This is a genomic window from Lawsonibacter sp. OA9 (assembly GCF_022440585.1).
In genome coordinates this window covers 166,552-181,506 of the sequence record NZ_JAKNTI010000022.1, presented here as the reverse complement: position 1 = coordinate 181,506, position 14,955 = coordinate 166,552, and the positions used below count along the sequence as shown (strand labels likewise).

The window sequence follows — 14,955 nt, the reverse complement described above, 5'->3', positions numbered from 1 at the left end:
TACCTAGTCCAGATCGGTGGTTTGGGTCCAGGCCGTCAGGCTGATTCCTTTGCCGTCGAATACCAGGTCCTCGATGGTCATATTCAGTCCACTGGCCGACCCTCCGGCGAAGGAAATACCGCCGGTCAAAATGGCTGTATGGTCCTCCGGGCCCTGCACTGTAATGTTTGTTAAGGGCATAGTGATAGCTTCCGAATGGGTGCCAGGCAGGATCTGGACCGTGTCTCCGTTCTGAGCATCGTCCAAGGCGGCCTGCAAGGAGTTGTATCCCACATTTCCAATCTTGGCTACGGGAGAAAGGACACTGCTCACATAACTGGAGAGGTCGTATACCTCTGATCCTTTGATGCCCTGATCGGAGATTATCCCACTGTCAACAGCGTTGCCCTCCCAGACAAGCGTGAAATATTCCCCGTCTTTATTCGTTGCGCTAATGTCGTCATAAATCAAATAACCCTGCACACCATCTACGCTGTATATCTTGTTGTTTTTAACGGTGATCTCCCGGTTGTCTATTTGATTGTTTGCCAGATTCACATGCAGAGTAATCGCGTTTCCTTGATCATAAATAGTGTTATTCTCAATTAAAATGGTCTGACAACCAGAGATCTGAACAGCGGAATATCCCACACCCGGAGTAATGGTATTTCCGGAAATGACGGCGTCCGCTGTTGCCTGATCAATGTTGATCCCCCTGGGATATCCAGATACCGTGTTGTTCGTAAACTGAACCGCCAAGGGTTCCGTTTCGTGCCCCTGCGCAAAGAATGCATAGGATGCTGTACTGCCGTTCCCATCAAAATTACAATCATTGACGGTCACATTGCCTTTTCCATGAAAGTAGTAGTGTATGGAGCCCTGAATATTACAGTTATCTAGGGTGGTGTCAAACCCCGATTTGTAATTAGCCTCAATGGCAAAAGATCCTGCCGCATTGACCTTTGCGCAGTCTAAGGTCAAATTTTTAATTGAGAGAGCCATAAAGTCATCCGCGGTTTCTCCCCACCACAGATAGGGCATTTTCAGGGGCTTTTCAATGTCGATGGAGGCATTGTCATCATAACCTACGATATTGATGGCGCGGATACTCCTATCAACACTGCCGTACCATGCGGCTTGTCGGCCTCCAGACAAATAATATTGATTCAAAGTGCTGGGAAGCTGGACCTCTCCAAATATAGTCCACGTCAGGCTGACACCTTGGTGCTCGCTATCTTCTGGCACTTTATCGGTGTACAACGCGTTAAATTCTTCCTCTGTTAATCCATCTTGCCCTAAGCCGCCTGTTTCTGCCAGCTTTGCGCTGACCGCGCTAACGGCGGCTTCCATTGTAGGAAATACCTTCCCATTAAAATCCGCGATGCCGTGCAGACTGACACCGCTAAACTCAGCCAGTTCGTCGCCGGTCAGCTCAGTTTTTGTTTCTTCACCGTTTTGCTTGTAAACTACGCCGTCTTCATAAACATAATTGAATTCGGCATCCCCTTGCGGTTCGGTCGCAAAAACATTCGAAGGAACAAAAGTCATCACAATTATTACAGCCAATATTTTTGCCATGATTTGCTTCTTCATTGTTTTCAAGATCCCCCTTAATCCAATTTGAAAATGTGTACTTTCCCAAATTTGAGAAAGCACACCTTTACAATAAAAAATATAGCATTCACGCAAGGAAAAAGCAACTATTTAGCTACAAATTTTATCATAATCTTCGATTCCAAAAAGTACACTTTTTTATTTTTTGCGTTCTACTCCTTAAAATATCCACAAGACCAGCGCCATGGATTTCTCATAAAAAATTTCATCTGGAAGGTGTTGATTTTCAAAAATAGGTAGAAAGTTCTAATATCTATGTAAAATTTGGGAAAAATCTTTTCAAAAGATTTGACGTGCCATGGTTCTTACTGATATACTGTTGGCCGAATTGGAACTTGTTCCCATTTCCGGCCCCCCTTGGGGCCAGAGAGGAGATCCTATCATGGAATTGAAAGAGAGGTTTTGGCAGCTGACACAAGAGCGGTTTGGCCGCGCCCCGGACCAGTGTGACGACGGCCAGCTCTATGAGGGGCTGCTACTCCTTACCCAACAGATGGCTCAAAGCCTCCCCGCTCCGGACAGCGGCCGGAAGCTGTACTATTTTTCCGCCGAGTTTTTGATGGGCAAGCTGTTGTCCAACAATCTGCTGGCGCTGGGCCTCTATGACCCGGTGAAGAAGATACTGTCCGACCTGGGCCGTGACCTGGGGATCATTGAGTCTATGGAGCCGGAGCCCTCTCTGGGCAACGGCGGCCTGGGCCGGTTGGCTGCCTGCTTTCTGGACTCTATCGCCGCCTTGGGGCTGCCTGGGGACGGGGTTGGACTCAACTACCACTATGGCCTGTTCCGGCAGAAGTTCGTCCATAACAAGCAGGCGGAGGAGCCGGACCCCTGGATCCAGCCGGACAGCTGGCTCATCGCCACCGGCCGGACCTTCTCTGTCCCATTCGGTGGTTTTGATTTGACTGCGGTCCTCTATGATATCGTCGTTCCTGGCGCGGGCAGCGGGTGCGCCAACCGCCTCCACCTCTTCGACGTGGAGCGGCCCGCTCCTCAGCCCTGGGTAGGCATCAGCTTCGACAAGGAGGACATTGCCCACCGCCTGACCTCCTTCCTCTATCCCGATGACAGCGACGAGGCGGGCCGGCGGCTTCGGGTCTACCAGCAGTACTTCATGGTATCCGCCGGCGCCCAGCTCATACTGACGGAACTGGAGGAACGGGGCTTTTCTCCCCGTCAGCTCTCTGATCATGTGGTCATCCAAATCAACGACACCCACCCCTCTATGGTCATCCCGGAGCTGATCCGCCTGCTTACGGACCGGGGACTGTCTATGGATGAGGCCATTGATCAGGTGTCCCGCACCTGTGCCTATACCAACCACACAATTTTGGCGGAGGCACTGGAAAAGTGGCCCCTTTCCTTTCTCCAGGATGTGGCGCCTCAACTGGTCCCTATTATCCAAGAGCTGGACCGCCGGGTCCGGGAGGACCATCCAGATCCCCGTGTGGCCATTCTGGACAGCCAAGGGCTGGTCCACATGGCACACATGGACATCCACTACGGCTTTTCCGTCAACGGGGTGGCCGCTCTCCACACCCAGATCCTCAAAGAGTCTGAGCTGAAGCCCTTTTACGACCTCTACCCCCAGAAGTTCAACAACAAGACCAACGGCATTACCTTCCGCCGGTGGCTGGAGGCCTGTAATCCCAGCCTGGCGGGCCTTATCGACCAGTGCATCGGCGGCGGCTGGCGGAAGGACCCCCGGCAGCTAGAGGACCTGTTGAACTTCGGGGACGATCCGGCGGTGCTGGAGCGGCTGCTGGCTATCAAGCAGGACAACAAGAATCAGCTCTGCCGCCTGTTGTGGGCCGAGCAGTCCATCGCCCTGGACCCACAGTCTATCTTTGACATCCAGATCAAGCGGCTCCATGAGTACAAGCGGCAGCAGATGAACGCCCTGTATATCATTCGGAAGTATCTGGATATCAAGGCGGGCCGGCTGCCCCAGCGGCCGGTGAGCGTCCTCTTTGGGGCCAAGGCCGCCCCGGCCTATACCATGGCAAAGCACATCATCCATCTGATCCTCTGCCTCCAGCAGCTCATCGAGCGGGACCCCCAGGTCCGCCCATGGCTCCGGGTGGCCATGGTGGAGAACTACAATGTGACCTGGGCGGAGCGGCTGATCCCCGCCTGTGATATCTCGGAGCAGATCTCCCTGGCCTCCAAGGAAGCCAGCGGCACCGGGAACATGAAGTTCATGGCTAACGGGGCGGTCACACTAGGAACAATGGATGGAGCTAATGTAGAGATCGCCCAGCTGGTGGGGCCAGAGAATATCTACACCTTCGGCGTACAGAGCGGCCAGGTCATCCAAATGTACGATGAAGGAAGCTATCGGCCGCTGGACCTCTACCACCGTCCGAGCATCGAGGAGCTGGTGGACTTCCTGGTGTCCCCGGAGCTGCTATCCATCGGGGACCCTGCCTGCCTGTCGGCCCTGTGGAATGATATGAAGTGCAAGGACTGGTTCATGGCGCTGCTGGACACAGAGGACTACATCGCCGCCAGGGACCAGTGCGTGGGTGACTACGGCGACCGGCAGGGCTGGGCCAAAAAGATGCTGGTCAACATCGCCAGGTCGGGCTACTTCTCCTCTGACCGGACCATCCAGGAATATGATCAGGACATCTGGCGCCTGAAATGAAAGACCGCTCCCCCGGCATTGCTGGGGGAGCGGTCTTCCTCTTAGGGCAAGGAGGGGGTGTAGTCCTTGGAGGGGAAAAATTCCAGCCTCCGTTCCCACTGTTCCGGGTCAACATCCGGCCAGCACTCATAGGAGCCGGCGGGCAGGATGACCAGCGTTACCTGGTCGGGGATGTGATAAAACTGGCGGTAGTAGTCGGCGTACTCCACATTCCAGGGGTTTCGGGTGTGCCAGACCACCCTCTCGTACCGGTCGGTAGGCAGGATCAGGGTGTCGTTTCCCTGTTCCACCGCCTGGGAGGTGAGTTCCTCCCGCAATGTTGTACAGCCCAGCACTGTCCAGTGCATCCACCCCCAGCAGATCATCAGAGCCGCCAGCGCCCCACTGGTCAGGAGCTGGACGGGCCAACGGGCGAGCAGCGGGGCGGCCATATCGGCGGCGGTCAGAATCAGCATGGCCATGGGGAAAAAATACAGCCGCTGGCCCAGGGTAGTGGTAGCGGCCAGGGGGAGTAAGGACAGTGGGGCGGCCAAGCAGAGGAGGAACCGGCCGAGCTTTACACTAGGTTCTGTCCGCTGAACCAACGGGGCCAAAAGGACCAGGGCCCAGATCAGGGCGCTGACGGCAACTCGAACGGGAGTGTCGTATTCCTCAGTCTGGAGGAGCAGCCCGTGGTAACCCAGCGGCAGAAGCCCCAGAAGCGCCAGGGGACGGAGCCGGCTGTTCCAGAAGCCGAGGGCAAGGATGACCGCCGAGGGCAGGGCGATATGGGGCCCCCGCAGGAAACTGATAGGCAGCAGGCGGACGAAATACTGTTCCAGGATACCAGTCAAAGCCGCTGGGAGGCCCCCAGACCAGTCGAAGGTCAGGTCACGCAGACCGTTGAGGGCGGAGCCTTCCAAAAGTAGCTGGGAAAAAGAACCGCCGCCAAAGATGATGGCCGCTGCCAGGGCGGAGCCTAAGAATCCCGCCCACAGGGGCAAACGCGCGGATTTGTTTCCCAAGGAGCAGAGGGCGGTCAGCAGAGCGGCCCCCAAAAACAGCAAGGTCAAATTTTCCACGAACAGCCCCATAACCACCTCAAGGGCAAGGAAAAGAACAGCCCAGAGCAGACGATGTCCGCCCCTATCCACGATGCGGCGTACCAGAAGCAGCCATACCAGAAATAAGAGGGTGGGCACTACATAGTTGCCAAATCCGGACACCCATGCGTAGGTCTCCTGCCACATGACGGGCGGCATGAGCAGCAGCCCCGCGCTGGAGGCCAGATAAATGGGCAGGAGGGACCGCTCTTCCCCACGAGCCGCCAGTCGGGCCATTAGGAGAGGGATAGCGAACATGGTCAGCCCCATGATCAGAGTTTTGACCAGTGGAGAATGGCACATGGCAACGGCAAAGAAATTACCCACATACCGGCTGTTCAGCGATCCCTGGAGCCACCAGCGCAGCCCCTGGTCCATGCCCCACTGCAGATCGTCCGTGGTACTGTATGGCACCGACCAGGCAATATACAGATAGAAGACCAGCGCCCCCAGAAGGAGCGCTGTCTCTGCTGAACTTCGTTTGGACAAGCCAACGCCACCCTTCATGTTACCGGTGATAGAGTTTGTTGGTCTGGTACTGGGGCTCACAGGTGAGCTGAAGGCCCAACTTTTTATAGGTCACTGCGTCGGCGGGGGAGAGGATGACGGTGCAGTGGGCCTGACATCCCCCTAATTCTTCCAGATGATCCAGGGCCCTGGCGGCCTTGGGATCGGCGTTGGCCGAGGAGGCCAAGGCGATAAGCACCTCGTCACTGTGGAGACGGGGGTTGGCTGAACCCAGATGCTTGACCTTCACGGTCTGGATGGGCTCAATGGCGGACTGGGCAATGAGATGGATTCCGTGGCCTCCCGCGCCGGACAGATATTTCAAGGCGTTAAGCAGGGCGGCGGCGGAGCAGCCCATCAGCTCTGAGGTCTTTCCGGTGACCATAGTGCCGTCTGCCAGCTGGATGGCCATGGCGGGCTCGCCGGTCTCCTCGGCCATGTGGGCGGCCGCTGCCACCACAGGGCGGATATCGGGGGTGACGCCGGCCTGCTGCATCAGAAGCTCCAGCTTGTATACCGTGTCCTCCGAGCCACGGCCCTGGCGCTGATCGCACAGGGCCTCATAGTAGCGGCGGACGATCTCCTGACAGGCGGCCTCCCGGCACACCGGATCGTCAGTGATGCAGTTGCCTGCCATATTCACCCCCATATCAGTGGGGGACTTATAGGGGCAGCTTCCGGTAATCTTTTCAAACATGGCCGCCAGAACGGGGAATACCTCCACGTCCCGGTTGTAGTTGACGGTGGTCTGCCCATAGGCCTGAAGATGGAAGGGATCGATCATATTCACGTCGTCCAGGTCCGCGGTCGCCGCCTCGTAGGCCAGGTTTACCGGATGCTTCAGCGGAAGGTTCCAGACGGGGAAGGTCTCAAATTTGGCATAGCCGGCCACAATGCCCCGCTTGTGCTCATGGTAGAGCTGGGAGAGGCATGTGGCCATCTTCCCGCTCCCCGGGCCGGGGGCGGTGACCACCACCAGGGGATGGCTGGTCTCCACATAGTCATTTTTTCCAAAGCCCTCGTCGCTGACGATCTTTGTGATATTATGGGGATAGCCGGCGATGGGGTAGTGGCGGTACACTTTGACGCCTAACTGCTCCAGCCGGGACTGGAAGGCGTCGGCGGCAGGCTGGCCGGTATACTGGGTCACCACCACGCTGCCCACGAACAGGCCCCTGCCCCGGAAAATATCGATGAGGCGCAGTACCTCGCTGTCATAGGTGATACCCAGGTCCCCACGGACCTTGTTCTTTTCGATATCGCCGGCCTTGATGGCAATGAGAATCTCCGCCTTGTCCTTCAGCTTCTCCAGCATCCGGACCTTGCTGTCCGGTGCGAAGCCGGGCAGGACGCGGGACGCATGGTAGTCGTCGAAGAGCTTGCCCCCGAATTCCAGATACAGCTTGCCCCCGAATTGATCGATTCGGTCCTGGATATGCTGGGACTGGAGCTGCAGATACCGCTGGTTGTCAAAGCCTGTCTTGCTCACAAAAGACTCCCCCGTTCTTTCCTAATACAAACAAGATATTTTACCCCTGGGCGGCGGGGACCGTCAAGGGGTTTCGAGAATTATCGGGCATAAAAGGGGCCCGGAACTCTTATTCCGGGCCGTCCGCAAAAGAATTTTAGTCCAGCCCTTCCTGACCAAAGAGCTGAGGGGGCAGCACGTCGGACAACTCTACCAGCAGTGGGGATAGGCCGCCATCCTGCTGTACCTCCGGTGTGCGCACCGCAAGCCGCTCCTGGGCACCAGCAGGCAGAGAGATGAGAATGACCGGGGCCTTCTCACCCCACTCCACCAGCATGGTCCCCCTGTGGAGGGCTGCGATGTGCCGAACTACCGACAGGCCCAGTCCGGCCCCCTGGCCGGGCTGGGGGATAGCTTGATCAGTGTCCTGCTGCAACAGGGCCGCCAACTGCCGGTCAGAGGGCCGCTCCCCGCTGTCTGTGAGGGAGAGTACAGCGCGGTCACCCTGACGGCGCAGAGAGAGGAGCACCACGCCACCCCTCATCGTCTGTACCGAGTTGGAGATCAGCCCCAGCAGCATACGCTGAAGGAGGGGGATATCTCCCTGGATGAGCAGAGAGGGCAGGTCAGAGCGGTACTCCAGGTGGGTGTCCTGCTGAAGCAGTTGGCCCGCGTCCCGGGCGATCTGGCGGCACAGCCCAGCCAGGTCTAATACGGACGGTCGGAAGGGGATGCCGTCCGGCCCGGCAGCCGAAGTGACAAAATCTAGGTTGTTCAGCAGTCGGAACATCCGGTGGTAGCTCTTGCTGAAATTCTCCCGGGCCGCAGTAGAGAGCTTCCCCTCTCCCCCCTCTGTCATGGGTCCGATCTGGGTCAGAAATTCCGCCATCAGCTGCCGCATCTGCCGGATAGTCCCCTCCAGCTGCAGGTCTGTCAGCGACGTCTGTGGGGCGGGGTGGAACAAAAACAACTGTCCCTCTCCTGTGTCTGTACGGCTGAAGGCATAGGTGGTCCGTCCGGCGGTAAACGTGCCAACCCCCTTAGGGCCATACCGGGGCAGGTCCAGATAACCGGGCACCGGTCCGTCGATCTCCAACTGGGGCAGATAGTGGGCCGCCATGGGATTGATGGCCGTGATCCGTCCCAGCACGACATAGACCGCCGCCTCTGGCAGATTTTCTAAAATAGACAGGTTTAATTCGATCATGTCGCATCCTTTCGGTCAGGGTTTCTTAAGGCGCGTACCGAAGATAGCCGCACGGTTAGGATGTGCTGCCTGCGCCGCTATCATGACGCATTTCCAGTATATCAAAAATTTCCACTGGCAACAAGAGAAAAGTCGAAAAACAGCCTCTTTGGGGAAAGCGGCGGATAAGCCCCGCCTTAACGCCAAAGAACCTCCGAAAATCCTACCTAGTCCTCGCTTAACTTGTCGAATTGCCAATTTTATCGGAAAAGTATTGGAAAATCCTCCCGAAATATATGAAAAAAGTCACTATCAAAAGGCATTGAAACGGGGTATAATACCAGTGGAAGCAATAGATATTGATTCTTTGAAAAAAAGGAGTTTTCAACATGAGCATCAAAGTTGGCATCAATGGGTTTGGCCGCATCGGCCGTATGGTGTTCCGCGCCAGCCTGAACCACCCCGAGATCGAGATCGTTGGCATCAACGACCTGTGTCCCGCCGACTACCTGGCTTATATGCTGAAGTATGATACGATGCATGGCCACTGCCAGGCCGAGATCGGCTACACTGAGAGCGCCATCATCGTCAATGGCAAGGAGATCCCTGTCTCCGCCGAGCGCAACCCCGCTGACCTGCCCTGGGCTAAACTGGGCGCCGAGTATGTGGTGGAGTCTACCGGCCTGTTCCTGACCAAAGAGAAGGCCCAGGGCCACCTGGACGCAGGCGCCAAGAAGGTCGTTATGTCCGCCCCCTCCAAGGACGACACTCCCATGTTTGTCTGCGGCGTCAACCTGGATAAGTACACCCCCGACATGAAGTTCGTGTCTAACGCCTCCTGCACCACCAACTGTCTGGCCCCCATCGCCAAGGTTCTGAACGATAACTGGGGCATCACCGACGGTCTGATGACCACTGTCCACTCCACCACCGCCACCCAGAAGACCGTGGACGGCCCCTCTCTGAAAGACTGGCGCGGCGGCCGCGCCGCCTCCGGCAACATTATCCCCTCCTCCACTGGCGCCGCCAAGGCCGTGGGTAAGGTCATCCCCGAGCTGAATGGCAAGCTGACTGGTATGTCCATGCGTGTTCCCACCCTGGACGTGTCCGTGGTGGACCTGACCGTTAACCTGGCCAAGCCCGCAAAGTATGAGGAGATCTGTGCCGCTATGAAGGCCGCCTCCGAGGGTGAACTGAAGGGGATCCTGGGCTACACCGACGAGGCTGTGGTGTCCAGCGACTTCCTGGGCGATCCCCGTACCTCCATCTTCGATGCCGACGCCGGCATCGCCCTGACCGACACCTTTGTGAAGGTCGTGTCCTGGTACGACAACGAGATTGGCTACTCCAACAAGGTCCTGGAGCTCATCAAGCACATGTACTCTGTGGATCACAAGTAAGATTTTTCTGATTCGATCAGGGCGCCGCAGCCGCGGCGCCCTTTTTCTTTTTTTGAATATAGAAGTATTATAATTTCCAAAAAATGTATGAAACCGTCCCACTCTGGGGCGGTTTTTTGTGTTAGACAGAGGGAAAGGCCTCACGCCCCAATCAAAGATTTCAAACACAGAAAGGACGATGGACTATGGCAAGCAGTTACACGGAACATTTCCAGCTCAATCAATGGGCGGCGGAAGACCCCGTCCTCCGGGAGGACTTCAATGCTGACAACGCAAAGTTAGACAAAGTAATTCCAAGAATCGTCACCGGGACCTATACCGGCGACGGGGCGGCAGACCGGACAATCCAGCTGGGGTTTCGTCCCAAGGCGGTGCTTTTGTTTCCAGAAGATGGAACGACCTGCTTTTACTACTGTCCACCAAACTATTTTACCTGTCAGGGCGGCTTGATCTTAGACGGATACCCTCTGCGGTTAAAAAATGACCGCTGCAACATCATTTGCGCGGAAATCACGGACACCGGGTTTGCCGTCAAAATTTTCTCGGACCAGAGCAAGGCTGCCAATATTGCCACCAACCGAAATGGGACGGTATACCATTACCTTGCACTAGCCTGATATGAAAGAATCGCCCCCAGGCCAACTGGCCCAGGGGCGACACGTTATGGTTGTCTTAGATTGCTGACCAATAAAAGCTTAGGAGAAGATCATGGCGCTGGAACCGGTCAGAGTATAGGTGTTGTTGTCCATGCCCTGGAAGGTGACAACGACAGTAGCCTGATAAGTATGGCTGCCGGAGATAGCCACATTGGGCAGTGCGCTGTCGTCGAGGGAACTCAGAGTAGTACCAAGAGAAACCTTCTCATCCTTAGCGCTGCTGACAGTCTTGGTAAAGTCTTTCCCGTCAACAGTCAGAGTGGTCTTCACAGTGACATTCTTGGCTTCCCAACCAGAGATGTCCTTGCCATCAATGGTAGGAGCGGTGATGGTCATAGCCAGACTGCCGGAGTTCGTCAGCCCGACGGTCACAGAACCATCGGTGGTCACCACGGGGTCCTTGCCGCCCTCAGTGATGCCCTTGTCGTCGGGCACGACAACCAGGACAGTCTCGGCCAGAGGAGCCTGGTCATACTCGTTGTCCACGGTCATGACATACACGCCGGTGGTGTCAGCGGCGCGAGTGGTATCGGCCTCGATATCAGAGATATCGCCGGTACGCAGCAGGTCCACATCGCCATTGGCCTTCAGCTCCACCACCACGAAGACGGTGTTGTCGTCATAGGCAAAGGTCTTTTTGGCGTTGCCGCCGAAGGTGATACCAGTGTTCAGGGTCAGCACGCCGTCCTTGGCGGCGGTAGCCCAGTTGGCAGCGGCCTTACCGGCATTGCTCTTCAGATCGAACTTGGCGGTCCAGGTCTGGACATAGTCATCGCCATCGCGCTTGTCGATCAGGTACATAGCCTTCTTGGCATTCTTAGCCAGAGTCTCGCTGGCGGTATAGAGGTCTTCGACCTTCTCGCCGTTGGCGTCATAGGCGTCGATGAAGCGATAGACGGTCTTGTTGTTCTTGTCCTTCTCAGCCTGATAGCCGGTGCCCTTTAGGATGATGTAGTCCTCGGCGTCGGCATCGCTGGTGAAGTTACCATAGATGAAGACGACCTCAGCCACGTTGTCGCTGTTCAGAACCAGCTTTACATCAGCGCCGGTCTTGCTGGATACGTTCTTGTAGCCGACCCAGGAGTTGTTATTCTCCACGTCTACGAACACGGTATTGTTGTTGGTAGCCTGCCCATTCGCAGTGCCGGTGGCGGAGATGGAGGGAACATCCTTCTTCACAGTGGCGCTGGTGCCGGCCTTCTCGGCGACGACCTCCAGGTCATAGCTGCTGGAGCCCTTGGTGAACTTGTAGATGGTCTTCTCAGCAACGGTCTTGGTGGTAGTATCGTTGCCGCCATCCTTAACGGCGTCATAGGACTTGCCGCCGTCGATGATCTGGTCCACGGTGATGGTGTCCTCGGTGCCGTCATAGAAGACGACCTTGGCAGAGGGCTCGCTGTTGAAGACAGTGCCCACTTCCTTCACGAACAGGTAATCCTCGGCAGTAGCGGTATCACCCTCGAAGGCTACGGCGTAGCCGTAAGCATCCAGGTACAGGGTGGCTTCCTTGTCGATGACGGGGTTGGCGTCGGCGACGCTGTCCTCCAGGTTGTACAGGCCGGTGCCGATACCGTTGGCGGCGACAGCCTTGGTGTAAGCGTAGTTGTAGCTGTACTTGGTGCCGTCCAGAGTGGCGTAGTCGGCGTTCTTCACAGCAGTGACCTTGCCGGCTACAGTTTCGGCTACAGCCAGGGACTCGATCTCGCCGGAGGAAACAGAAGCGGTGTAGATGACGATGTCGTCCTTCTCAAACTTCTGATCGGTGGTGAACTTGTTGTCGGGGGTGTAAGCAGAACCAGCGCCATTGTTTACCTTGGTCTTAAAAGACACGGTGACCTCGTAGTCGCCCTCGTCGCCGGTGACCTTGGTGACCTTGGCTACGCCGGTGTCGATCAGGGTCAGAACGACGGTCTCCTTGTCGGAGTCCACGAAGACCTCAGTCAGGACGCCCTTGTCAGCGGTCAGCACGCGCTCGCTGCTGGTCTTGCTGTGAGCGATAGCCAGGTCGCGGGCAGCGTGAGGGGCGGCGTTGGTGTCCTCGGCAACCAGGCCGCCGTTCTGGTAGATGGCCCAGTCGTAGTTATCAAAAGCGGCGGAGCCGACAGCCTGGTACAGAGCCTTCTCGGTGACCTTGACAGTCCAGGTCTGCTCGGCGGAGTCGGCATACTTGCCGATCTCGCTGGACTTATAGGTCCAGACGTTGGCGGGACGGTTGAAATCGTCGCTGCCCTCGTCCTTTTTCAGGTCGCCGTTGTACAGCTTCTCGCCCAGTTCCACGATGGAGCCCTTAGTAGAGCTGGTGGAGGAGGTGGGCTGCAGATCGCTGATGGCGCGGGCATAAGCCTTGTCGCTGGTGACATAGTTGTAGGTGACCTTGCCGGCCTCTACGATCACACCGTCGGCGTTGACCTTGATGGTGTCGTCGTCAGCCTCGACCATGCCGGACTCCAGAGCGTTCAGAACCAGTTGAGCCAGGTCGTTGCGGGTCATGGCCTCGGTAACGCCGGAGTCCACATCTTCAAACAGCTCGATCTTGCCAGCCTGCTTGATGGTGGCGAACTGCCAGTCGTCCTCGAAGTCGGACTGATACTGGAAGTAGCCCAGGGCCTTCATCAGCATCAGAGCGGCCTGGGAGGTAGTGACGGAGTCGCTGCCGCCGAAGGTCTTGGCGTCGTAGCCGGCGATGATGCCGTTGGTGTAGCAGGCGGCCACATAGGGTTCAGCCCAGGAGGGCACATCAGTGAAGGGGCTGGTGCCCTTGTAGTTGGCTACGCGGTAGTCCAGCAGGTTGGACATGACCACGGCCATCTCGTTGCGGGTGACCTTAGCGTTGGGGTTGAAGTTGCCGTTCTCGTCGCCGGTCATGATGCCGACTTCCTGGAGAACTTCGATGGCTTCCTGATTCTGCTCGGAAGACACATCGGCGTAGCTCGCGCCGGTGCCGACTACCATCAGGCCCATGACCATGACGGAAGCCAGAGCCAGGCTAAGAGCCCGTTTCAGGTTTCTCATTCGGGATTCCTCCTTAAATTTTTTCGGGGACTTTTCTGACAAAATCCCCATTTTTTCGAGGCTTTGAGGACTTTTTAGGGCATTAGCCCTGTATAACTCCCCTTGCCTCGTGATTATCTTAGCAGAAGTCAAATTTGAAGTCAACGGGTTTGATACAAGTGTAACAGAACCGTAATATTGCGTCCGGATTGTTACAGCAGAGGAAATCAGCGGCTTTTCAGGGGATCTCTGCCTGGGGCGGGGAACCCGCTGCTTGGGGCTGCTGTTCCCCGTGCTACCACACATCTCCAGGACATGAGATCACGGTCCCCTTACATTATAATAACAGCCCCCCGGCGTGTGGCACAGGACCGTACACCCAGGGAAAAAGGTGAAGGGGTCACCCACAGATGTGAGTGACCCCTTCGGATGATTTTTCAAGTGCCGGCAAGCGGCAATGTCTTTTCCAGTGCCGGTAAACGGCCCTGTTGACATCATCATCCTATCATAATATATGTATAAAGTCAAGGAAAATGCACAGTTGCGTACACTTTACCATATTTGGTATGTCACTTCTGATAGGTATATAATGCTTTGAGTTTCGTGTCCAGCTTTTCCAGAGAATCGGAAGAGAGGCGGATGTTGCTCAATACATCAGAAGGATAAAGAGGATCGTAGATTCGCAGCTTACTGACAGTGGTGATCTGCCCTACAAGAGCGATGCTGCCCTGCTTCATCTTCTGCACTTCCTGGAGCATTTTTTTGCAGCGCGCTGCTCGCTCCTTCATCGATTCTATCTGAATGTTGATGCTCTCCAGCTGAAGCCGGCGTTTGGCCGACAGCATTTCATAATTTTCGTCCTTTTGGTCAACCTTCTGGGCCAGCAGCGCCTTCTGCTGGGTGAGGATATCCTCCTGGAGGCAGAGTGTCTGCTTTTGGTACTCTTTCAACTCCTCCAGCAGCTTGACAAAAATCTCGTCACCCAAAAAGACTTTGGAGGAATGGAGATGATCCAGATCCGTATCGGGCTTTATGGATGTTAAGGGGATCACGGTAGCCACCGGATTGGACAGCTTGTTGTCCACGTCCATTACCACCGCATAGTGCAGTCCACCCTCTTCACTGCCTACCCGGTACCCCAAATGGACCTTTACAATGGCGCCACGCTTATAGCGGATTAATTTTTTGGGGTCAAATCCGGGTTCCCGTTTCAGAAAACGCACATAATCGGAGATCCAGTAGGCCAGCTTGCTCCCCTGGTTTTCTCCTAAGGAATCCATATAAGAGGAAAGCGCTGTCAGTGCCTCTTTTTTTAGTATGGAATATTCCTTTTTCATGCTGCACACCCCGTAAATGTTCTCATTTTCACAAATGTACCATCCTTTTCCCCAAAAGTCAACGCTATATGACGTAGAACAGCGCCCC

Annotated in this window: 9 protein-coding genes; 3 read left to right on the top strand and 6 right to left on the bottom strand. The window is 56.0% G+C overall.

Going from position 1 to position 14,955, the window contains the following annotated elements; translation table 11 throughout:
* Positions 1 to 3: 3 nt before the first annotated feature.
* Entirely contained in the window at positions 4 to 1,572 is a 1,569-nt protein-coding gene (locus MCG44_RS01825; protein WP_240286498.1) for a right-handed parallel beta-helix repeat-containing protein, read from the bottom strand.
* A gap of 403 nt (positions 1,573 to 1,975) precedes the next feature.
* On the opposite strand from MCG44_RS01825, the gene MCG44_RS01820 reads away from it, so the two are divergent.
* Positions 1,976 to 4,240: a glycogen/starch/alpha-glucan phosphorylase gene (locus tag MCG44_RS01820; protein WP_240286496.1), complete on the top strand. Its 2,265-nt coding sequence runs from the start codon at positions 1,976 to 1,978 to the stop codon at positions 4,238 to 4,240.
* A gap of 41 nt (positions 4,241 to 4,281) precedes the next feature.
* On the opposite strand, the gene MCG44_RS01815 is transcribed toward MCG44_RS01820, so the two are convergent.
* From MCG44_RS01815 to MCG44_RS01805, 3 genes are all read right to left on the bottom strand, one after another.
* Positions 4,282 to 5,811: a DUF6056 family protein gene (locus tag MCG44_RS01815; protein ID WP_186853385.1), complete on the bottom strand. Its 1,530-nt coding sequence runs from the start codon at positions 5,809 to 5,811 to the stop codon at positions 4,282 to 4,284.
* Between the two features lie 19 nt (positions 5,812 to 5,830).
* The gene (locus tag MCG44_RS01810; protein WP_186853384.1) at positions 5,831 to 7,318 is read right to left on the bottom strand and encodes a DUF1846 domain-containing protein; all 1,488 of its coding nucleotides are present in this window, start codon (positions 7,316 to 7,318) and stop codon (positions 5,831 to 5,833) included.
* Between the two features lie 136 nt (positions 7,319 to 7,454).
* The gene (locus MCG44_RS01805; RefSeq protein ID WP_240286495.1) at positions 7,455 to 8,504 is read right to left on the bottom strand and encodes a sensor histidine kinase; all 1,050 of its coding nucleotides are present in this window, start codon (positions 8,502 to 8,504) and stop codon (positions 7,455 to 7,457) included.
* Between the two features lie 368 nt (positions 8,505 to 8,872).
* On the opposite strand from MCG44_RS01805, the gene gap reads away from it, so the two are divergent.
* Both gap and MCG44_RS01795 read left to right on the top strand, forming a co-directional pair.
* A complete protein-coding gene (gene gap, locus MCG44_RS01800; protein ID WP_147573480.1) occupies positions 8,873 to 9,883 on the top strand; it encodes a type I glyceraldehyde-3-phosphate dehydrogenase in 1,011 nt (336 codons plus the stop codon).
* 185 nt (positions 9,884 to 10,068) lie between these two features.
* Positions 10,069 to 10,500 (top strand): hypothetical protein, encoded by a 432-nt coding sequence (locus tag MCG44_RS01795; protein ID WP_240286492.1) that lies wholly within the window; start codon positions 10,069 to 10,071, stop codon positions 10,498 to 10,500.
* Positions 10,501 to 10,578: 78 nt separating this feature from the next.
* On the opposite strand, the gene MCG44_RS01790 is transcribed toward MCG44_RS01795, so the two are convergent.
* The gene (locus MCG44_RS01790) at positions 10,579 to 13,551 is read right to left on the bottom strand and encodes an S-layer homology domain-containing protein (RefSeq protein WP_240286490.1); all 2,973 of its coding nucleotides are present in this window, start codon (positions 13,549 to 13,551) and stop codon (positions 10,579 to 10,581) included.
* A 548-nt stretch (positions 13,552 to 14,099) separates the two neighbouring features.
* Positions 14,100 to 14,810 (bottom strand): type II toxin-antitoxin system PemK/MazF family toxin, encoded by a 711-nt coding sequence (locus MCG44_RS01785; protein ID WP_186852890.1) that lies wholly within the window; start codon positions 14,808 to 14,810, stop codon positions 14,100 to 14,102.
* Positions 14,811 to 14,955: the final 145 nt, after the last annotated feature.

Coding starts and splice junctions, on each gene's coding strand:
- MCG44_RS01825 (WP_240286498.1), bottom strand. CDS start 1,572: ATGAAGAAGCAAATCATGGCAAAAATATTGGCTGTAATAATTGTGATG.
- MCG44_RS01795 (WP_240286492.1), top strand. CDS start 10,069: ATGGCAAGCAGTTACACGGAACATTTCCAGCTCAATCAATGGGCGGCG.
- gap (WP_147573480.1), top strand. CDS start 8,873: ATGAGCATCAAAGTTGGCATCAATGGGTTTGGCCGCATCGGCCGTATG.
- MCG44_RS01790 (WP_240286490.1), bottom strand. CDS start 13,551: ATGAGAAACCTGAAACGGGCTCTTAGCCTGGCTCTGGCTTCCGTCATG.
- MCG44_RS01785 (WP_186852890.1), bottom strand. CDS start 14,810: ATGGATTCCTTAGGAGAAAACCAGGGGAGCAAGCTGGCCTACTGGATC.
- MCG44_RS01805 (WP_240286495.1), bottom strand. CDS start 8,504: ATGATCGAATTAAACCTGTCTATTTTAGAAAATCTGCCAGAGGCGGCG.
- MCG44_RS01820 (WP_240286496.1), top strand. CDS start 1,976: ATGGAATTGAAAGAGAGGTTTTGGCAGCTGACACAAGAGCGGTTTGGC.